The following is an 18970-nucleotide window of genomic DNA, read 5'->3' on the forward strand; positions in this document are numbered from 1 at the left end:
GCTGGCGCGGGCGGGCCGGCTTGCTGACACCGGCCCGCCCGTGCTCTCACCGCTCGACGCCCCGCCCCGATCCGTCCGGGTGGGGCGTCGGCGCGTCCGAGGTGCCCCGTACGGTGTCCGCATGACGACGACCGAGCAGCTGCAGTTCGACACGACGATCGGCGTGGAGGTCAAGGGCGAGACCTGGAGCTGCGTCGAGATCCCTGGCTCGGCGGAGTTCTTCGGCACCGGCAAGACGGTCCGCGTCGACGCGACCGTCGACGACGTCGTGCTGGAGAACGTCGGCGCGATGGTCACGGGGACCGGCGGGCACATGGTGTCGCTGAGCGCGAAGGTGCGCAAGCGTCTCGGCAAGGACGTCGGCGACCCCGTCCGCGTCACGATCACGAAGCGCTGACGCGCACGGACGCCGACGACGGCGCCCGCGTCCACCGCGCCCCGCCCGGCTCCTTGCCGGCCTGACGACGCGACAACGGCTCGAGAGCGCGACACGGATGTCGCAGTCTCGAGCCGTTGTCTCCGCTCAGAGCGGGCGATGTGGCCGGGCGCCGACGTCGCCGATCGCGACGGCCGGCCGACCGGCGGGTCAGACGCGGACGACGACCTTGCCGCGGACGTGGCCGGACGCGCTCGCCTCGTGCGCCGCAGCGGCGTCGGCCAGGTCGAACACCTGCGCGACCTCGACCCGCACCTTGCCCTCGTCGATCAGCGCGCCCAGCGCCGCGAGGTCCGCGGAGTCCGGGCGGACCCAGACGTAGTGGCCGCCGAGCTCGTCGCGGGCCTTGGCGTCGACGATCGAGGCGATCGTGCCGCCGTCCCGCAGCAGCGCCGGGGCGGTCTCGACCGCGTCCGGGCTGCCGTAGTCGAGGACCACGTCGACACCGTCGGGTGCGATCGCGCGGACCCGCTCGACGAGCCCGTCGCCGTAGGTCACCGGCTCGGCGCCGAGGCCACGCAGGAACTCGTGGTTCGACTCCGACGCCGTCCCGACGACCGTCGCGCCGAGCGCCTTCGCGATCTGCACCGCGAACCCGCCGACGCCGCCCGCGGCGGCGTGCACGAGCACCGTCTGGCCGGCCGTCACGCCGCTGCGCCTGATCGACTGGTACGCCGTGAGCCCGGCCAGCGGGACCGCGGCGGCCTCCTCGAACGAGAGGCTCGACGGCTTGGGCGCGAGGGTCCGGACCGGCGCGGACACGTACTCGGCGAACGTCCCGCCGTGCACCCAGTCCTTGCGGACGTAGCCGAACACCTCGTCGCCGACCTGGTACTCGGTGGTGTCGAGGCCGACGCGCTCGACGACGCCCGCCACGTCCCAGCCCGGGACGACGGGGAAGTGCACGTCCATGATCTGGTCGAGGTAGCCCTCGCGGACCTTCCAGTCCACCGGGTTCACCGATGCGGCCCGCACACGGACCAGGACCGTGTCGGCGCCGACCTTGGGGGTCGGCTGGTCGGTGAGCTCGAGGACGTCGCTGCCGCCGTAGCGGGAGTAGGTGATCGCACGCATACGAGTCCCAGCACCACCCCCGTCGCACCTATTCCACACACCCCGGTCGGCATCGCCGACGTCACACTCCGACCCACCGCACCCGGCCGACCGGTGCGACGCCCTCAAGGCGCGGCCGGAGGACGCCGATCTCCCCGGTGGTCGCCCCGGGCGCGACGCACGGCGGTGGGAGTGAGGACGACGTGACCGGCTACAGCTGGATCTCCGTGGACATGCGGGCTCTCGCGCGCCCGTCGGAGGAGACGCACCGACGCTTCCTCAACAAGCTCAACTTCGAGCCGGGGTGGAGGGAGGACATGCCGACGCTGGCGTGGACGCTGTCCGAGCCGGGGCGTCCTGACTGGGTGTCGACGATCGAGCTGGCACGCCTGGTGTCCGATCGGACGCGCGCGGTCCTCGAACCGCTGCTCGGCCCGGAGGACCGGGTGCAGTGGCTCCCCGCGACGCTCACCACGTCCGAGGGTGAGGCGCTGCCGTACTGGGTCATGCACTTCCCCGAGCCGTTCGACCCCTACGACGAGCGCAGGACCGTCCGCGGACCGAGCGGGCTCCCCCTTCCGGGCGGTGCTGTCGTGTCGCGTGCCCGGACGGCGGGTCACGACGTGGTAGCGCCGCCGCTCGAGGTGAGCTCTCTCTTCGTGAGCGACCGGGTGCTCATGGCGATGCTCGACGCGCGCCTCACGGGCTGGGACTGCAGGATCGCGACCGTCGCCTAAGACGGTTCCGGGGCGTCGCGGGGGACGATCGCGAACGGCCACGGGTGGCGGCGGAGGGCCGGGCGGAGGTGGCCGACCTGCGCGAGCGCCGTGGCGACGAAGGCGGTCGCGACGAGGGCGAGCGCGCCCGTGACGACGAGGCCCGCGCGCACGCCGAGCCACTCGGTGAGCCAGCCCTGCAGCAGCCCCCCGAGCGCGTGCCCGCCGAGCAGCAGCGGCGAGTAGAGCGCGAGGACGCGCCCGCGGACGGGCTGGTCGGCGGTGAGCTGGACGAGGGTGTTGGCCGCCATGAGGAACAGCAGCGTCGCGCCGCCGACGACGGCGAGCATCACGAGGAAGACGGCGTGCGTCGGGGACAGGGCCGCGAGCGCCTCGGTGACGGCGAACAGCCCGGACGCGACGACGACGTTGCGGGTCCGCAGCCGCAGGAACCGCCCGCCGAGCACGACGCCGACGAACGCCCCCGCGGCGCTGACGGCGTTGTAGAGCCCGAACCCGGCGGCGCCGGTGTGCCACACGTCCTGCGCGAACGCGGTGAGGACGACGGGTCCGTTCATCCCGAGCGCGCCCATCAGCCCGGCGAGCGCGATGACCCAGGCCAGTCGCGGCCGGTCGAGCACGTACCGGATGCCCTCGCGCACCTGGCCGCGGGCGCGGGGGACGCGTGGCGCGGGGTGCAGCTCGCGGGTGCGCATCGACGCGACGATCGCCACGACGCACAGCGCGACGACCCCGTTCACGGTGAACGCCCAGCCCTCGCCCCAGTGCGCGATGACGAACCCGGCGGCGGCCGGCCCGAGCAGCCCGCCGGCCTGCCCGATCGCGTTCATGGTGCTGACGGCCTTCTGCAGCCCCTGGTCGCCGACGATCTCGCTGACGAGCACCTGGCGCGACGGCTGGTCGACGGACGCGACGACCCCGAGCAGCACCGCGACGACGTAGAGGTGCCAGACGGCGACGACACCCGTGAGCGTGAGGACGGCGAGCACCGCGGCGAGCACGGCGTTGGCGACCTGCGCGACCTCGACGAGGCGACGCTTGTCGTACCGGTCGGCGAGCAGCCCGCCGAACGGACCGACGACGAGCATCGGCAGGAACTGGAGCGCGACGAGCACGCCGACGGCCGCGGACGACCCGGTGAGCTCGAGGACCAGCCAGTCGGTCGACATGCGGACCATCCACATGCCGGTGCCGCCCAGCAGCTGGGCGCCGAGCAGGAGGCGGAAGTTGACGAGGGACAGGACGCTGCGGCCCGACGAGCGCTCGCGGTCGTTCGTCGGCCCGCCGGGACGGTCGGCGGAACCCGTGGGGACGGTCCTTCCTCGGTCGATCGGACGTCGGTGCTCGCGTGTCAGGGCAGGCGCACGTGCTGCGGCCCGAGCTCGCCGACGGACGCGACGCCGAGCAGCGCCATGGTGCGGCGCACCTCGCGGGACAGGATCTCGGCCGCCCGGTCGACCCCGCGCTCGCCGCCGGCCATGAGGCCGTACAGGTAGGCGCGGCCGACGAGCGCGGCGCGCGCGCCGAGGGCGAGGGACGCGACGACGTCGGCGCCGGACATGACGCCGGTGTCGACCCAGACCTCGGTGCGGTCGCCGACGGCCTCGGCGACGTCGGGCAGCAGGCGCAGCGGGACGGGTGCGCGGTCGAGCTGGCGGCCGCCGTGGTTGGACAGGACGATCGCGTCGGCCCCGGCGTCGGTGACCCGGCGCGCGTCGTCGACGGTCTGGATGCCCTTGATGATGAGCGGCCCGTCCCACGAGGCGCGGAGCCACTCGAGGTCGGCGATCGTCATGGTGGGGTCGAAGAGCTTGTCGAGGAGCTCGGCGACGGTGCCGTCCCACGTGGACAGGGACGCGAACGTCAAGGGCTCCGTCGTGAGCAGGTTGACCCACCAAGCAGGGTGGGTCGCGGCGTCGAGGACCGTCTTGACGGTGAGCGCGGGCGGGATCGAGAAGCCGTTGCGGGCGTCGCGCAGGCGCGCGCCGGCGACCGGCACGTCGACGGTGAGCATGAGGGCCTCGAACCCGGCGGCCTTGGCGCGGGCCATGAGGTCCTCGCCGGCGGAGCGGTCCTTCCAGACGTAGAGCTGGAACCACTTGCGCGCGTCGGGTGCGGCGGCGGCGACGTCCTCGATCGACGTCGTGCCCATCGTGGACAGCGCGTAGGGGATGTCGCGGCGCTCGGCGACGCGGACCACGGCGCGCTCGCCCTCGTGGTGCATCATCCGCGTGAAGCCGGTGGGGGCGAACGCGAACGGCTGCGCGGAGGGCTTGCCGAGGAAGTCGGTGGTCGTGTCGACGCCCGACACGTCGTGCAGGATCGACGGCTGGAACTCGAGGTTGCGGAACAGCGACCGCGCGCGGCGCAGGCTGATCTCGGCCTCGGCGGCGCCGTCCGTGTAGTCGAACACCGACCGCGGCGTGCGCCGGCGCGCGACCGAGCGGAGGTCGGCGATGGTGAGGGCGTCGGCCAGGCGCCGGTCGGTCGCGTTGAGCGTGATCGGCTTGGGCCGCAGCAGCGGCTTGAGCTCGGACCACGACGGGATCTGGCGTTCGGTCACCGGGGGACTCCTGGGCGCGTCGTCGGGCTGCACGGAGGTGGGGCTGCACGGAGGTGGGGCTGCACGGAGGTTCGGGCTGACGGAGGTGCGGGTGCGGTGCTCCCGAGGCTACGGCGCCTCGGTCGCGCTGTCTCCGGATCGCCGGTAAGCGCTCACCGGCGACCCTTTGAAACGATACACGCCACGTCCCGCCCGGTCACCAGGCGAGTTGCGCAACTCGCCCGACGCTCCCGTAGCGTGGTGGACAGCCACCCGGTGTGGCGTGCGGCACAACGGCTTTGTAACGTTTCACGGCGAACCGTTGACACGGCTGCGAGGGCTCACCTACCGTCCGGAATGCGCTTTCACTGACCGAGCAAGGAGGCTCACCGACGATGAAGCGATCCCTCTGGAAGATCACCGCCGTCGCGGCGGTCGCCGCACTTTCCCTCACCGCCTGCGCCTCCGGCTCGGGTGACGACGACGCCCCCAGCACCGACCCGACCGCCCCCGTCACGATCAACTTCACGTGGTGGGGCAACGACGACCGGGCCGCGCGCTACCAGGAGGCGCTCGACCTGTTCAAGGAGCAGTACCCGTACATCACGGTGCAGACCAGCTTCGCCGCGTTCCCCGACTACTGGACGCAGCGCTCCACCGAGGCCGCGGGCCGCAAGCTGCCCGACGTCATGCAGTTCGACCTGTCCTACCTGCGCGAGTTCAACCAGAACGGCCAGCTCCTCGACCTCGCGAAGTACGTCGACGACGGCTCGATCGACCTGTCCGGATACGACGAGACCCTCACGGAGTCCGGCGTGCTCGACGGCAAGACGATCGGCATCCCCACGTCCACGAACACGTTCGCGATGTTCCAGAACCCCGCCGTCATCAGCGCGACCGGTGCGGAGTTCCCGGACGACGCGGACTACACGTGGGAGGACTACAACGACTTCATCGCGCAGGCCTCGTCGGCCGGCGTGAAGACCGCGGACGGCTACCAGCTCTACGGCGCCGTCGACTACACGGGCACGTTCTGGTTCTTCATCCAGTGGCTGCTGCAGAAGGGCGTCACGCCGTTCGAGGACGACGGCACGTTCGGCTTCGACGAGGACGACGTCGTCGAGTTCCTCGACCTGACGGCCGACCTGCGCGCCGACAAGGCCGTCTACCCGATCGACCGCGGCACGTCGCTGCTCCCCAAGGGCGGCTTCACGGTCAACGAGTCCGCGACCGAGATGAGCTGGGACAACTTCCTCGCCGCCTACGTCGCCGACTCCGGCACGCAGGACATCGCGCTCGCGCAGATCCCGTCGGTCGAGCCCGGTGAGAAGCACCTCTTCTTCAAGCCGTCGATGCTGCTGTCGGCCGGCGCGAACACCGAGCACCCCGAGGCCGCGGCCACGCTCATCAACTTCCTCCTCACCGACCCCGAGGTCGGCCGGATCTTCGGCACCTCGAAGGGTGTCCCCGCCGACGAGGAGCAGCGCGCCGCGGTCGAGACCGAGGAAGGCAGCGTCGACGCCCGCGTCATCGCCTACGAGGAGGCGGTGACCGAGCAGGTCACCGAGTCGACCCCGATCCCGGTCAAGGGCTTCGGCACCATCGAGGCCAAGTGGAAGACCCTCGGCGAGGAGCTCGCCTACGGCACCATCACGCCGGAGGACTTCGCGTCGCAGTGGTTCAGCGAGGCGGAGATCGCGACCTCCTGAGCCGACCGGCACCCCGCCCGCACCATCCTCGCGGGCGGGGTGCCCACCGGCGGCCCGCACGAGGCCGCCAGCGGAACCCGCTCACCGACGAACGGAACGACCCGTGACCCTCACCGCCGAGGTGACCACGCCTCCCGCCACCCCCGCGCCGCCGCCGGGGACCGCGCGCAAGCGCCGCCAGGCCGCCGAGACCCGTGCCGGGTACGCGTTCCTCGCGCCGTGGCTGCTGGGCTTCTTCCTCCTGACCGCCGGACCGATGCTCGCGTCGCTCTACCTGGCGTTCACGAACTACAACCTCTTCGCGCCGCCCGAGTTCACGGGCCTCGAGAACTTCCGGCTCCTCTTCAAGGACCCGAGCTACCTCAAGGCGTGGCAGGTCACCGGGACGTACGTGCTCTTCGGGACGCCGATCAAGCTCATCGCCGCGCTCGCCGTCGCGATGCTGCTGAACAACCGGCGCCGCGGCAAGGGCTTCTACCGGTCGTCGTTCTACATGCCGTCCCTCGTCGGGGCGTCCGTGTCGATCGCCATCGTCTGGAAGGCGATGTTCATCGACAACGGCATCGTCGACCAGATCGGCCAGTTCTTCGGCGCCCCCGCCGGCGGCTGGGTCGGCGACCCGAACCGCACGATGCCGATGCTGATCCTGCTGACCGTCTGGCAGTTCGGCGCGCCGATGGTCATCTTCCTCGCGGGCCTCAAGCAGATCCCGAACGAGCTCTACGAGGCCGCGTCGGTCGACGGCGCCGGGCCGGTGCGCAAGTTCCGCAACATCACGCTGCCGATGCTGTCGCCGGTCATCTTCTTCAACCTGCTGCTCGAGACGATCCACGCGTTCCAGATCTTCGCGTCGGCGTTCATCATCTCGAACGGCACCGGCGGCCCGGCGCGGTCGACGCTCTTCTACACGCTCTACCTCTACCAGCGCGGTTTCCAGGACTTCCGGATGGGCTACGCCGCGGCGATGGCCTGGGTCCTCGTCGTCGTCATCGGCCTCATCACCGTGCTCTTCTTCCGCAGCTCGAAGTTCTGGGTGCACTACTCCGGGGAGGGCAAGTGACCACGATCGCCGCGACCCCCAGCGGTCCCGTCTCCACCGAGCACAGCGACCAGCTGCGCCGTCAGCACCGCACGCGCGAGCGCGTCAAGGGCCTCGGCTTCCACGCCCTCGTCCTCGCGATCGTCGCCGTGATCCTGTACCCGGCCGTGTGGATGCTGTCCTCGTCGTTCAAGCCGAGCAGCGACATCGTCGGCAACGTCAGCCTCATCCCCGACGCCGCGACGTTCGCCAACTTCGCGAAGGCGCTCGACGGCATCGGCGGCGTGTCGTTCTGGACGTTCTTCACCAACTCGCTGATCCTCGCGGTCGGCTCCGTCGTCGGGATCACGCTGTCCTGCTCGGTGTCCGCCTACGCGTTCGCGCGGATCGACTTCCCGGGGCGGAACACCTTCTTCGCGCTCATGATCGGCACGCTCCTGCTGCCGTTCCACGTCGTCATCATCCCGCAGTACATCGTGTTCTCCCGGCTCAACCTGGTCGACACGTTCGTCCCGCTGCTGATCGGCAAGTTCCTCGCGGCCGAGGCGTTCTTCGTGTTCCTCATGGTGCAGTTCATGCGGAACCTGCCGCGCGAGCTCGACGAGGCCGCACGCATCGACGGCGCCGGCCACGTGCGGATCTTCACGTCGATCATGCTGCCGCTCATGAAGCCCGCGCTCGTGACGAGCTCGATCTTCGCGTTCATCTGGTCGTGGAACGACTTCTTCGGGCCGCTGCTCTACCTCAAGGACCCCGACCTGGCGACCATGCCGCTCGCCCTGCGGCTCTACGTCGACCAGACCACGACGTCCGACTACGGCGCCCAGATGGCCATGGCCGTGCTCGCGCTCGTGCCCGTGCTGCTGTTCTTCCTCGTGTTCCAGCGCTACCTGGTCGAGGGCGTCGCGACGCAGGGTCTCAAGGGCTGATGACGCGTGCGCAGCGGGGCGGTCCGGCTTCGGCGGGGCCGCCCCGACGTGCGAGCCTGGTGGCCATGACCGACGCCAGCACCGGCCGACCCGACGACGCGCACGCCGACGGCCCGTCCGACGACGACGTGCGGCCGCTCGCCGGTGACACGTCGCCGGCCGACGACGACGGCACGCGCCCCGACGACCGGGCGCTGCTCGGCGGCGGACGCGTGGGCCTGTTCGGCGAGTCCCTCACCGTCGGCCTCGCCGTCTCCGTGCTGTCGCTGCCGGTCATCACCGCGCTGCCCGCGCTCGCCGCGGGGATCGCGCACGTCCGCCGACACGTCGACGGGCGCCCCGACACCCTGCGCGACCTGTGGGACGACTTCCGGCTCGCGTGCCGCGGCGTCTGGCTCGTGTCCGTCGGGTCCGTCCTGCTGCTGCTCGTGCTCGCGTTCAACGTGAGCCTCGCCGGCACCGGCGTGCTCCCGGGCGGCACCGGCGTGCGCGTGATCTCGGTCCTCGTCGCCGTGCTGCTGCTCGTCGCGCTGCTGCGCGCGGCCGCCGGGTGGACGCCAGGGGCCGTCTGGCGCCTGGTCCTCCGCGACGCCGGGCGACGGACGGGCGACGACCTCACCGGCACGTTCCTGCTGGTCCTCGCGCTCGGGCTGTGCGGCGTCATCGTGTGGATGCTGCCGCCGCTCGTCGTCATCGTCCCGGGCCTCCTGGCGCTGGCCACCGTCGCCGTCGAGCATCGCGCCGTCGTCCGCCGCGGCTGACGTCGCGGAGCCGTCCCTCGCCGAGAGAGTGGATGTCGCCGCCTCGGCGCCCTGAGCGACGCGTGGCCCGGGCAGCCGCATCCATGCCACGCCACCACCTGCCACGGCGCGCGCGCCGCGCGCTCAGGGGCAGTCGCGCAGGATGCCGTCGATGACGCGGGCGCGGTCCGTGCCGCGGCCGATCGCCTCAGCACGGGCATCGAGCCGGCGCCTGAGGTCGGGCGTGAGCGACGTGCACCTCCCCGCGAGGCAGCGGCGCAGGGCCTGGAGCGACCAGTACTCGTTGAACGGCTTGCGGTCGGACAGCGCCTGCTCGGCCACGCGCGCCACCGCGGCCGTGTCGGGACGGGCGTAGAGGGCGCAGGCGGCGACCAACCGCAGCCCGAGGTCGGGCGAGCCGAGCAGCGGAGTCACGTCGACCGTCGAGGTGCTCGCGACGCGGACGATCTCGCGCGCGAGGTCCTCCATCGCGCGCGTGCGCTCCGGGCCCCGGGGCACCGTCCAGCGCACGGTCTTGTAGCGCTCCGCCAGGTCGTGGAGCTCGTCCGGGAGCCCTGGTCGCGCGGCCCGCCCGGTGCTCGTGCCCGCGGGTGGCGCGTCGTCCGACGGGAGGCCGAGCGGGACGTCGAACGCGACGTCGCCCGGCGGGTGGCCCGGACCGGGGCCGACCGGCGACGGGCGGCCCCCCGTCGAGCCGACGCCGCGCTGCTCGAGCGCGTCGAGCCGGCCTCGGACCTCCTCGAGCCCGTCGCGCGCCGCCGCGAGCCCTTCCATGACCTCGGTGCTGTTGTACGTGGCGTCGTCCGCCTGGTGCTTCGCCTGCTCGGCGGTGCCCTTGGTCTGGCGGACCGCGCGTCGCAGGTCGGAGACGACCTCGTTGTCGCCGATCCGGAGGCGCGGGAACCGCCCGTCGACCGCGGTCATCGTGAGGAACACGGCGACGAGCAGCAGCGCGGCCGCCCCGACGCCGTTGTCCGTCCGGAAGACGGCGACCGCGCCGACGACGCCCGCGACCGCGGCGAGCCCGCCGGCGCCCCACCGCGCGACGACGGGGATGTCGCCCGGCAGGTCCTCCTCGTCGGTCGCGGGAGCCGGCGGCTCGTCGTCCTCGCGGGCTGCTCGCTCGGGGAGCGCCGGCGAAGCCGCCGTGCCGGTCTCGCGCGGGTCCGAAGGTCGGCGGACGGCTCCGGGCATCTGGCGCACCTCCCGCACCTCGCTGGTCCACCTGCTCGACGAGCCTTCGCACCGATGCTCCCGCTCACTCCCGCGACGCGCACGCTGCGGCGAACCCGGCCGTCGCGGTCGAGGCCGAGAGGGTGGGCAGGGAGTGTCGCGGGGGAGCGACAAGGCCCCGGGACGGCGACACGGATGTCGCGGTCTCGGGGCCTTGTGTCTTTCTCGGCGTGCGGGGTCGGCCGGGTCGCCGCCCGGCCTCGTCAGACGCGGGTCAGCGTGACGGGGAGCGCCAGCCAGGACTCGGGGGCGAGGGTCAGGACCGTGCGGCCGGGCTCGGCGGACGTGACCGGGGCGTCGACCTCGGACACGTGCTCGGCGATGACCTGGGCGGCGTGGTCGGGGCCCTCGACGGCGGCTTCGTGGTCGGCGGTGACCTGCACGCCGCGGTCGAGCGTGAGCGTGACGCCGGGGTGCGACAGCTCGACCTCGACGGGCTCGGCGGACCGGTTGACCAGGAACACGGCGCCCTCGGTGCCGTCGAGCGTCGCGGCCGCCGTGACGACGGGGACGTCGCCGTGCTGGGCGGTCGTGACGGTCGGGGCGGTGACGCGCAGGTCGAGCGCGGTGCCGCGGGCCAGGCGCGCGGTCGTCGCGAAGGGCGCGAACGTCGGCTGGCGCCACGCGGGGCCGTCGGGCTCGGTCATGATCGGCGCGATGACGTTGACGAGCTGCGCGAGGCACGCGACGGGCACGCGGTCGGCGTGGTTGAGGAGCGTGACGAGCAGGTCGCCGACGACGACGGCGTCGAGCGCGGAGTAGACGTCCTCGATGATGCGCGGCGCGTCCCGCTGCAGCGGGAGGTTCTTCTCGCCGACGAAGCGCGACTGCAGGTACCAGACGTTCCACTCGTCGAACGAGATGGTGATCTGCTTGTCGGAGCGGCGGCGGGCGCCGACGGCGTCGGCGGACGCGACGACGCGGCGGATGAACCGGTCCATCGCGGTGCCGGAGCCGAGGAACGACGCGCGGTCGCCGTCGAGCTCCTCGTAGTACGCGTGCATCGAGATGTGGTCGACGACGTCCCACGTGTGCTCGAGGACGGTCCGCTCCCACTCCCCGAACGTGTCCATCTGCATCGACGACGAGCCGCACGCGACGAGCTCGATGGTGGGGTCGACGAGCTTCATGGCCTTGCCGGCCTCGGCGGCGAGCTTGCCGTACTCGTCGGCGGTCTTGTGGCCGATCTGCCACGGGCCGTCCATCTCGTTGCCGAGGCACCACAGGCGCACGCCGTAGGGCTTCTCCCGGCCGTTCGCGATGCGCAGGTCGGCCCAGCGTGAGCCGGCCTCGCCGTTGCAGTACTCGACGAGCGCAGCGGCGGCGGCGACCCCGCGGGTGCCGAGGTTGACGGCCATCATCGGCTCGATGCCCTCGCGCTCGGCCCACTGGAGGAACTCGTCGGTGCCGATGGTGTTGGGCTCGATCGTGCGCCAGGCGAGGTCGATGAAGGGCTTGCGCTCCTCGACCGGGCCGACGCCGTCCTCCCAGTTGTAGTTGGAGACGAAGTTGCCACCGGGGTAGCGGGCCATGGTGACGCCGAGCTCGTGCGTGAGGTCGGCGACGTCGCGGCGGAAGCCGTGCTCGTCGGCGGTCGCGTGACCGGGCTCGTAGATGCCGGTGTACACGGCGCGGCCGAGGTGCTCGACGAACGAGCCGAAGACGCGGCGGTCGATCGGCCCGACGCGGAAGTCGGGGTGGAGCAGGACGGTGGCGCGCTGGGACATCGGGCTCTCCTGGGATGGCGCCCGACGGCGGCGTCGGGCGGTTCGTGCAACGTTGTAGAACTGAGCCTAACCCGCGCCTGGCGCAGGGTGGAAGTCCCGCCGCCGACCGGCACGGATCGATTCGACGATCCTCGCCGACGATCAGCACAGATCGATTCGACGATGGTCCCAGACCCTGGCGCCCGCCCGCGCGCCGACCTAGGCTAGGACTCACGGAACGCGCTTTCCCGACACCGGTGCGACGTCGCACCGAGAGCAGAGGATCTTCGTGGTCGACCAGAACCCCACCGCCCCCCGTCCCGCCTCCAGCGCCAGCACCGTCGCGTCGCAGGGCGTCGTCCCGGACTTCGCGCCCGCACCGCCCGGAGAGCAGCGCCGGTTCGCGGTGGCCGGTACGGGTCACCGGGCGGGCATGTACGTCGCAGCGATCACCGGCGAGCACGCCGACGTCGCGACCCTCGTCGCGTGGCTCGACCCGAACCCCGGCCGCATCGACTACTACGACGCCGAGGTCGGTCGCGCGACCGGCCACGACGGGCCCGCGGGCCTGCCGCGGTACACGCCCGAGGGCCTCGAGAAGATGATCGAGGAGCAGCGCGTCGACACCGTCGTCGTCACGGCCCCGGACCACACGCACGCCGACCTCGTCGCGCGCGCGCTCGCCGCCGGCGCCGACGTCGTCGTCGAGAAGCCCCTGACCACCGACCGCGCGGGCTGCCGCCGCATCACCGGCGCCGTCGCCGACACCGGGCGGGACGTCGTCATGACGTTCAACTACCGCTACGCCCCGCGGAACTCCTCCTTGCGGCAGGTGATCCAGTCCGGCCAGATCGGCGAGGTCACGAGCGTGCACTTCGAGTGGGCGCTCGACACCGTGCACGGCGCCGACTACTTCCGCCGCTGGCACCGTGACAAGAAGAACTCGGGCGGCCTGCTGGTGCACAAGTCGAGCCACCACTTCGACCTCGTCAACTGGTGGCTCGACGACGTCCCGTCGCGCGTCTACGCGTCCGGCGGCCTCAAGTTCTACGGGGACCGCAACGCCGCCGCCCGCGGCCTCGCCCCGCGCCCGACGCGCGGCACCGGCACGTCCGGCGACCCGTTCGCGCTCGACCTCAACGACGACCCGCGGCTCAAGGCGCTCTACCTGGACGCCGAGCACCACGACGGCTACCTGCGCGACCAGGACGTCTTCGGCCCTGGCATCACGATCGAGGACAACATGGCCCTCGTCGTCGACTACCGCTCGGGCGCGACGCTCACGTACTCGCTCAACGCGCACAGCCCCTGGGAGGGGTACCGGGTCACCGTCAACGGGACCGAGGGGCGTGCGGAGCTCGAGGTCGTCGAGCGCGGGGCGGTGCTCGTCGGCGACGACGGCAAGGTCGTGCTCGACCCGTCCGCCACGCCCGAGGGGATCGCCGCCGGCGGGCTGCGGCCCGAGGGCGAGCGGCTGCTCGTGCAGCGGCACTGGGAGGCGCCCGTCGCGTACGACATCCCCGCGGGCATCGGCGGGCACGGCGGCGGCGACGCGATCCTGCTCAAGGACGTCTTCCGGCGGCACCTGCGCGTCTCGCAGGACGCGCTCGGCCGGCCCGCCGGGTACCTCGACGGGCTGCGCGCGGTCGCCGTCGGCATCGCCGCCAACCAGTCGCTCGTCACCGGGCTGCCCGTGCGCGTCGACGACCTGGACCTGGGCGTCGACCTGGCACGCGCGCCGCGCGAGGCCATCGCGTGACCGGGCCGGCGAGCAGCCCAGGAGCGTCCGGTGCGAGCGGGGCGATGCGCAGCACGCGGCTGCCGCGTCTCGACGAGCGCCCCTCGGTCGGCGCGCGGCACGACGTCGGCCGCGCCGTCGACGTCACCGCGGCGGGCACCACGCTCGCGCGCTACGTCTACGTCCCCGACGACGCGCAGCTCGAGAGCCCGCGCCCGTACGTGCACCCGCTCCGCACGCGCGGCGGCGACCTGGTGTCCGCGTTCCGCCCGTGGGACCACGTCTGGCACAAGGGCGTCTCCTGGTCGCTGCCCGTCGTGGGCGAGCACAACTTCTGGGGCGGCCCGACGTACGTGCACGGGCAGGGCTACGTGCAGCTCGACAACGACGGGTCGATGGACCACCAGGACCTGCGCGTCCTCGCCGTGGGCGCCGACCGCGTCGACCTCGCGCACACCCTCGCGTGGCACACGCAGGCCGGTGAGCACGTCGTCGACGAGGCCCGCGCGCTCGGGTTCGTCGTGCCCGCCGACCGGCCCGACGCGTGGGTCCTCACGTTCGCCACGACGATGACGAACGTGTCCGCGCACGACCTCACGATCGGCTCACCGACCACCCGGGGGCGCGAGAACGCCGGGTACGGCGGGCTGTTCTGGCGCGGTCCGCGGTCGTTCACGGACGGCGTCCTCGTGGCGCCCGACGGGACCGGCGGTGAGGAGCTGCGCGGCACGCGCCAGCCGTGGCTCGGGCTCGTCGGGCGGCACGACGACGTGGGCCGCGCGTCGACCGTCGTCATGGTCGACGGCACCGGCGAGGCCGACGGCGCGGGACCGCAGTGGTTCGCGCGCGTCGAGCAGTTCGGCTGCCTCAACCCGGCGCCGTTCTTCTCGACCGAGGTGCCCTTCGGGCCCGGCGGCACCGTGACGTTCCGGTACGCGGTCGTCGTCGCCGACGGTGCGTCGGACATCGAGCGGGCGGGCGCGCTCGCCGCGCTGGGCACGTCGGTCCTCGACGGTCCGGACGCCGGGCCGGCGGGACGCGCGGCGACGACGAGCGGCCTCCCGGTCGCCACGGCGGGCGGTCCGACGAGCGGCCTCCCGGCCGCCACGGCGGTCGGGTCGTCGTGAGCCTCCTGCCCGGCGGCGTCTCCGTCAGCCACCTGCGCGTCTACGACTGGCCCGCCCCCGACGGCGTCGGGCGCGCGGGGTCCGGGTCGCCGCACCTGCACACCGCGTCCGCGGAGGCGTACGTCGTCCTCGGCGGCTCGGGCGCGGTGCACACGCTCGGGCCGGACGGGTTCGTCGAGCACCGCCTCGCCGCGGGCGACGTCGTGCGCTTCGACCCGGGCGTCGTGCACCGCGCGGTCAACGACGGCGACCTCGAGGTGCTCGTCGTCATGGGCAACGCGGGGCTGCCGGAGGCCGGGGACGCCGTCCTCACGTTCCCGCCGGACGTGCTCGCCGACCAGGCCGCCTACCGGGCCGCCGCGCTGCTGCCGGGTCCGGGGGCGTCCGACGACGAGCTCGCCGCGGCCGCCCGCCGTCGCCGGGACCTGGCCCTCGAGGGGTACGCCGTGCTGCTCGACGACGTCCGCCGCCTCGGGCCGGCGCAGGCGTTGCGACCGCTCCACGAGGCCGCCGCGCGCCTGGTCCGCCCGTACGTCCCGCACTGGCAGGACCGCTGGACGCGGACGGTGCTGCACGAGACCGACGGCACCGCCCGCGCGCTCGAGGGGCTGGTCCGTGGGGCTGCCGGGCACCTCGCGTCGGCGCGCGTGCGCGAGGCCCGTCCCGACCCGGCGCCCCGCCGGTACGGCATGTGCGGCCGCCTGCAGACGTGGCCGCTCGGCTAGCCGGGTCTTGCCGCGCGGAGGCCGCGCTCCTACCGTCGCGAGGGTGAGCGCCGCAGCGATCGACGTCGACGGGCACCGGGTCGTGCCGCTCGAGCCCGGCACGTGGGACCTGTTCGCCGACCTCGCGGAGAAGCACAACGGCGTGTGGGGCGGGTGCTGGTGCACCTACTTCCACCTGTACCCCGACCCGACGGAGGAACGCCGCGCGGTCGGGCACCGCGAGTTCAAGCGGCAGCTCGTCCTGGCCGGTCGCGCGCACGCGGCGCTCGTGCTCGACGGTGACGCGGCGGTCGCGTGGGCGCAGTACGGGCCCGTCGACGAGGTCGCGAACATCCACCACCGCAAGCAGTGGGAGCGGGAGGCCGTGCGCCGACCGGACTTCCGGATCACGTGCCTGTTCGTGGACCGCGACCACCGGCGCAGCGGCATGGCGTCGGTCGCGGTGCGCGGGGCGCTCGCGCTGATCGCCGACGCGGGGGGCGGGCTCGTCGAGTCGTACCCGCACGACCTGCCGCCCGGGAAGAAGACGTCAGCGTCGTTCCTCTACAACGCGACGCGCACGATGTACGAGCAGCTCGGTTTCACCTACGACCGGCCCAAGGGTCAGGGCAACTGCGTGATGACGACCTACGTCGAGCCGGCCGTACCCGTCGGTTGAGCGGGACGGGCCGGGGCACTGCCGCCGATCCGCACGAGCGCCGCGCCGGCGACGGTGGACCCCAGGGCGCCCATGACCATGTCGCCGATGGTGTCGCCGTACGCGACGTAGATCGTCGGGTCGAGGTACGTGTGGCCGAGGTACTCGCCGATCTCCCACGCGACGCTCAGGGTGGTCCCGAGAGCCGCGGTGACCAGCACGGACGCCGCGCCGCGACCCTCCGCACGTGCTGTCCGCGGGTCCACGACGGCGCCCGTGCGCACCGCGAGCAGCAGGTGCGCCACGGCCGCGACCAGCCCGGTGACGACGAGGTGCATCACGACGTCGAGCCACGCCACCGCCTCGTACAGCCCGAGCACGCCGGCCCACGCCGACGCGAGCAGCCCCACGCCGTACGCCGCGTCGAGCCACGGCGGCACCCCGCCGAGCGGGGGGAGCGCCACCCCGCCGACGACCAGCACGAGCAGCGCCGCGTCGACCGGGCCGAGCGTCACGAGCGCGACCACGACGCTCACGAGCGCGAGCACCCGGACGGTGCCGCCGGGGCCCCGCAGCAGGTCGCGCACCGGCGGCCGGGCCGTGTGGTCGTCGCGCGTCACGTCGCCTCCGCCCCGGGCCGCGGCCCGTCCGATGTCGGGGTGACGCTACGGCGCCGGGCGGGTCACCGCGCGGTGGGGCGCTGGTCCTCGGCGCGACGGTCGCGCCGCGCTGACGTCGCCGGGGACGGGTCGAGGCGGGTGGTGCCGTCGCCGTCGGGGTCCGGGCGGAGGGGGAGGTCGCCGTCCGCCCGGTGCGGCGCGTCAGGAGCGGCGGCGGGCGCGGAGGATCGCGTCGTGCAGGACGACGGGCCGGCCCTCGGGGTCGACGGCGTCGCGCGGCCGGGCCTCGGCGGTGACGACCTCCCACTGCGCGGGGTCGAGCAGGGCCGCGACCTCGTCGGCGTCGGCGAACAGCTCCGGGACGTGCGGTCGCCGCATCGTGGTGCCGAGGTCCGCCGCGTGGTGCCCGACGACGAGCAGCGTGCCGCCCGGCCGCACGAGCGACGCCATCCGCGCGACCGCCGCGGGCCGCTGCGCGGGCGGCAGGTGGAGGTAGTGCGACGTGACGAGGTCGTACGGTGCGTCGTCCCAGCCGTCGTCGGACGTGATGTCGGCCTGCCGCCACGTGACGCGGTCGGTGACGCCGTGCTCGGCCGCGGTCGCCTCGCCGCGCGCGAGCCCGCCGGCGGCCCAGTCCGTCGCGGTGACGTGCCACCCGCGCTGCGCGAGCCAGACGGCGTCACCGCCCTCGCCCGCGGCGATGTCCAGCGCGCGGCCCGGGGGCAGGTCGCCGACCTCGTCGACGAGCGTGCCGTTGGGGCGGCCGGACCACTGCCGGGCGCCGGCGTAGCGCTCCTCCCAGAACTCCGGCGCGAACATCCCGGCGAGCTCGTCGGGCAGCTCGATGCCGTGCGTCGGGTCGACGTGCCGCCCGCCGTCGCCGCCGTGACCGTGCGCGGGCCCGTGCCGGTGCTCACGGCCGTGTCCGCCTGCGTGTCCGTCGCCGCTCGCACCGGCATCACCGTGCGGGGGACCGTCACCGTGCACATCGCTGGACGCGTCGTCCGTCACGGCCGTCCCGTCGACGCCGGCCTCCTCCCCGTGACGCTCGCGGTCGCCGGTGGCAGCGCGAGCGACGGCCGCCTCCGCGTCCTGCATCACCAGCCACGCGTTGACCTGCGCGCCCGCGGTCGCGCCGGCCGCCGCGGAGACGACGACGGTCGCGCGCAGGTCTGTCACGTTGCCCGCGACCCACACGCCGGGCAGCGTCGTCGCGCCGAAGGGGTCGGCGGGGACGGCGCGGCCGATCTCGTGCCCGTCGACGAGGAGCGGGACGGGGTGCAGTCCGAGGGGTGCGAGGTGCTCGGCGCGGGCGACCGTGCGCGTGCCGACGACGACGGCCCCCGCGGGCAGGGTCGCGCCGGACGCGAGCCGGACGGTGAGGTCGCCGGACGGGCCGTCGACGGCGGTCGCACGGTCGTCGACGAGCCGCACGCCGGTCGCCGCGAGCCGCGCGACGTCCTCGGGTGCGAGCGCGGGCGCGGTGTGCCGGACGAGCGTCACGTCGGCCGTCCACTGCCGCCAGAGCAGCGCGGCGTGCGCGGCCATGGGGTTGGTCCCGACGATCACGACGGCCCGGTCGCGCACCTCCCAGCCGTGGCAGTAGGGGCAGTGCAGGACGTCGGTGCCCCAGCGCTCGGCGACACCGGCGACGTCGGGGAGCTCGTCGCGGAGCCCGGTGGCGGACAGCACGGCGCGCGCGACGACGGAGCGGCCGTCGGCGAGCTCGACCGTGAACGTGCCGTCCTCCTGGTGCACGGCCCGCACCTCGCCGGGCTCGACGTGCACGCGGTACCGCGCGACCTCCGCGCGGCCTGCGGCCAGCAGCTCGAGCGGCGGGGTCCCGTCGCGCGTGAGCATCCCGTGCGCGTGCGCCGCCGGTGCGTTGCGCGGCTCGCCCGCGTCGACCACCAGTACCGACCGGCGTGCGCGCCCGAGCATGAGCGCGCCGCTCAGCCCTGCGACGCCGCCGCCCACG

The 18970-nt window shown here is 73.6% G+C and carries 17 protein-coding genes; 10 read left to right on the plus strand and 7 right to left on the minus strand.

Annotated elements, in window-relative coordinates; translation table 11 throughout:
• Positions 1-121: 121 nt before the first annotated feature.
• Positions 122-397 carry a DUF1905 domain-containing protein gene (locus CTKZ_RS14185; RefSeq protein WP_124343557.1) on the plus strand — a complete coding sequence of 92 codons (276 nt, stop codon included), beginning with the start codon at positions 122-124 and terminating at the stop codon, positions 395-397.
• 189 nt (positions 398-586) lie between these two features.
• Here the strand turns inward: CTKZ_RS14185 and CTKZ_RS14190 are convergent, their stop codons facing one another.
• Positions 587-1510 carry an NADP-dependent oxidoreductase gene (locus CTKZ_RS14190; protein WP_124343558.1) on the minus strand — a complete coding sequence of 308 codons (924 nt, stop codon included), beginning with the start codon at positions 1508-1510 and terminating at the stop codon, positions 587-589.
• 182 nt (positions 1511-1692) lie between these two features.
• Between CTKZ_RS14190 and CTKZ_RS14195 the strand changes: the two genes are divergently transcribed.
• Positions 1693-2226 carry a hypothetical protein gene (locus CTKZ_RS14195; RefSeq protein WP_124343559.1) on the plus strand — a complete coding sequence of 178 codons (534 nt, stop codon included), beginning with the start codon at positions 1693-1695 and terminating at the stop codon, positions 2224-2226.
• Here the strand turns inward: CTKZ_RS14195 and CTKZ_RS14200 are convergent.
• Together CTKZ_RS14200 and CTKZ_RS14205 are read right to left on the minus strand one after the other, a co-directional pair.
• Positions 2223-3581, minus strand: a complete 1359-nt coding sequence (locus tag CTKZ_RS14200) for an MFS transporter (protein ID WP_268904339.1) — start codon at positions 3579-3581, stop codon at positions 2223-2225. The genes CTKZ_RS14195 and CTKZ_RS14200 overlap by 4 nt on opposite strands.
• Complete coding sequence (locus tag CTKZ_RS14205) at positions 3578-4789, minus strand: alpha-hydroxy acid oxidase (protein WP_124343560.1); 1212 nt, start codon at positions 4787-4789, stop codon at positions 3578-3580. The genes CTKZ_RS14200 and CTKZ_RS14205 overlap by 4 nt, the downstream gene beginning before the upstream one ends.
• A gap of 374 nt (positions 4790-5163) precedes the next feature.
• On the opposite strand from CTKZ_RS14205, the gene CTKZ_RS14210 reads away from it, so the two are divergent.
• From CTKZ_RS14210 to CTKZ_RS14225, 4 genes are all read left to right on the plus strand, one after another.
• Positions 5164-6477 carry an ABC transporter substrate-binding protein gene (locus CTKZ_RS14210; protein ID WP_124343561.1) on the plus strand — a complete coding sequence of 438 codons (1314 nt, stop codon included), beginning with the start codon at positions 5164-5166 and terminating at the stop codon, positions 6475-6477.
• A gap of 121 nt (positions 6478-6598) precedes the next feature.
• Positions 6599-7537 carry a carbohydrate ABC transporter permease gene (locus CTKZ_RS14215; protein ID WP_124343572.1) on the plus strand — a complete coding sequence of 313 codons (939 nt, stop codon included), beginning with the start codon at positions 6599-6601 and terminating at the stop codon, positions 7535-7537.
• A 53-nt stretch (positions 7538-7590) separates the two neighbouring features.
• The gene (locus tag CTKZ_RS14220) at positions 7591-8445 is read left to right on the plus strand and encodes a carbohydrate ABC transporter permease (RefSeq protein ID WP_235843489.1); all 855 of its coding nucleotides are present in this window, start codon (positions 7591-7593) and stop codon (positions 8443-8445) included.
• Between the two features lie 65 nt (positions 8446-8510).
• Positions 8511-9206: a hypothetical protein gene (locus CTKZ_RS14225; RefSeq protein ID WP_124343563.1), complete on the plus strand. Its 696-nt coding sequence runs from the start codon at positions 8511-8513 to the stop codon at positions 9204-9206.
• 123 nt (positions 9207-9329) lie between these two features.
• Here the strand turns inward: CTKZ_RS14225 and CTKZ_RS14230 are convergent, their stop codons facing one another.
• Both CTKZ_RS14230 and arfA read right to left on the minus strand, forming a co-directional pair.
• Complete coding sequence (locus tag CTKZ_RS14230; RefSeq protein WP_124343564.1) at positions 9330-10400, minus strand: hypothetical protein; 1071 nt, start codon at positions 10398-10400, stop codon at positions 9330-9332.
• A 242-nt stretch (positions 10401-10642) separates the two neighbouring features.
• Complete coding sequence (arfA, locus tag CTKZ_RS14235; protein ID WP_124343565.1) at positions 10643-12166, minus strand: arabinosylfuranosidase ArfA; 1524 nt, start codon at positions 12164-12166, stop codon at positions 10643-10645.
• A 268-nt stretch (positions 12167-12434) separates the two neighbouring features.
• Here arfA and CTKZ_RS14240 point away from each other — a divergent pair, with 268 nt between their 5' ends.
• The 4 genes from CTKZ_RS14240 to CTKZ_RS14255 are packed head-to-tail and all read left to right on the plus strand — an operon-like array spanning position 12435 to position 16393.
• On the plus strand, positions 12435-13904 hold the full coding sequence (locus CTKZ_RS14240; RefSeq protein WP_124343566.1) for a Gfo/Idh/MocA family protein: 1470 nt from the start codon (positions 12435-12437) through the stop codon (positions 13902-13904).
• A 44-nt stretch (positions 13905-13948) separates the two neighbouring features.
• The gene (locus tag CTKZ_RS14245) at positions 13949-15010 is read left to right on the plus strand and encodes a DUF6807 domain-containing protein (protein WP_124343567.1); all 1062 of its coding nucleotides are present in this window, start codon (positions 13949-13951) and stop codon (positions 15008-15010) included.
• Positions 15007-15735, plus strand: a complete 729-nt coding sequence (locus CTKZ_RS14250; RefSeq protein WP_124343568.1) for a cupin domain-containing protein — start codon at positions 15007-15009, stop codon at positions 15733-15735. The genes CTKZ_RS14245 and CTKZ_RS14250 overlap by 4 nt, the downstream gene beginning before the upstream one ends.
• Positions 15736-15778: 43 nt before the next feature.
• On the plus strand, positions 15779-16393 hold the full coding sequence (locus tag CTKZ_RS14255) for a GNAT family N-acetyltransferase (RefSeq protein WP_124343569.1): 615 nt from the start codon (positions 15779-15781) through the stop codon (positions 16391-16393).
• Here CTKZ_RS14255 and CTKZ_RS14260 read toward each other — a convergent pair.
• Together CTKZ_RS14260 and CTKZ_RS22680 are read right to left on the minus strand one after the other, a co-directional pair.
• A complete protein-coding gene (locus tag CTKZ_RS14260) occupies positions 16363-16992 on the minus strand; it encodes a DUF2238 domain-containing protein (RefSeq protein WP_124343570.1) in 630 nt (209 codons plus the stop codon). The genes CTKZ_RS14255 and CTKZ_RS14260 overlap by 31 nt on opposite strands.
• A gap of 201 nt (positions 16993-17193) precedes the next feature.
• On the minus strand, positions 17194-18970 hold a 1777-nt coding region (locus CTKZ_RS22680; protein WP_148090498.1), incomplete at its 5' end, for a bifunctional NAD(P)/FAD-dependent oxidoreductase/class I SAM-dependent methyltransferase.

The sequence above is a fragment of the Cellulomonas algicola genome (genome assembly GCF_003851725.1).
GTDB lineage: Bacteria > Actinomycetota > Actinomycetes > Actinomycetales > Cellulomonadaceae > Cellulomonas > Cellulomonas algicola.

Excerpts from the sequence above, each read along its gene's own strand:
- CTKZ_RS14185 (WP_124343557.1), top strand. The coding sequence starts at position 122 with ATGACGACGACCGAGCAGCTGCAGTTCGACACGACGATCGGCGTGGAG.
- CTKZ_RS14190 (WP_124343558.1), bottom strand. The coding sequence starts at position 1,510 with ATGCGTGCGATCACCTACTCCCGCTACGGCGGCAGCGACGTCCTCGAG.
- CTKZ_RS14210 (WP_124343561.1), top strand. The coding sequence starts at position 5,164 with ATGAAGCGATCCCTCTGGAAGATCACCGCCGTCGCGGCGGTCGCCGCA.
- CTKZ_RS14225 (WP_124343563.1), top strand. The coding sequence starts at position 8,511 with ATGACCGACGCCAGCACCGGCCGACCCGACGACGCGCACGCCGACGGC.
- CTKZ_RS14230 (WP_124343564.1), bottom strand. The coding sequence starts at position 10,400 with ATGCCCGGAGCCGTCCGCCGACCTTCGGACCCGCGCGAGACCGGCACG.
- arfA (WP_124343565.1), bottom strand. The coding sequence starts at position 12,166 with ATGTCCCAGCGCGCCACCGTCCTGCTCCACCCCGACTTCCGCGTCGGG.
- CTKZ_RS14245 (WP_124343567.1), top strand. The coding sequence starts at position 13,949 with ATGCGCAGCACGCGGCTGCCGCGTCTCGACGAGCGCCCCTCGGTCGGC.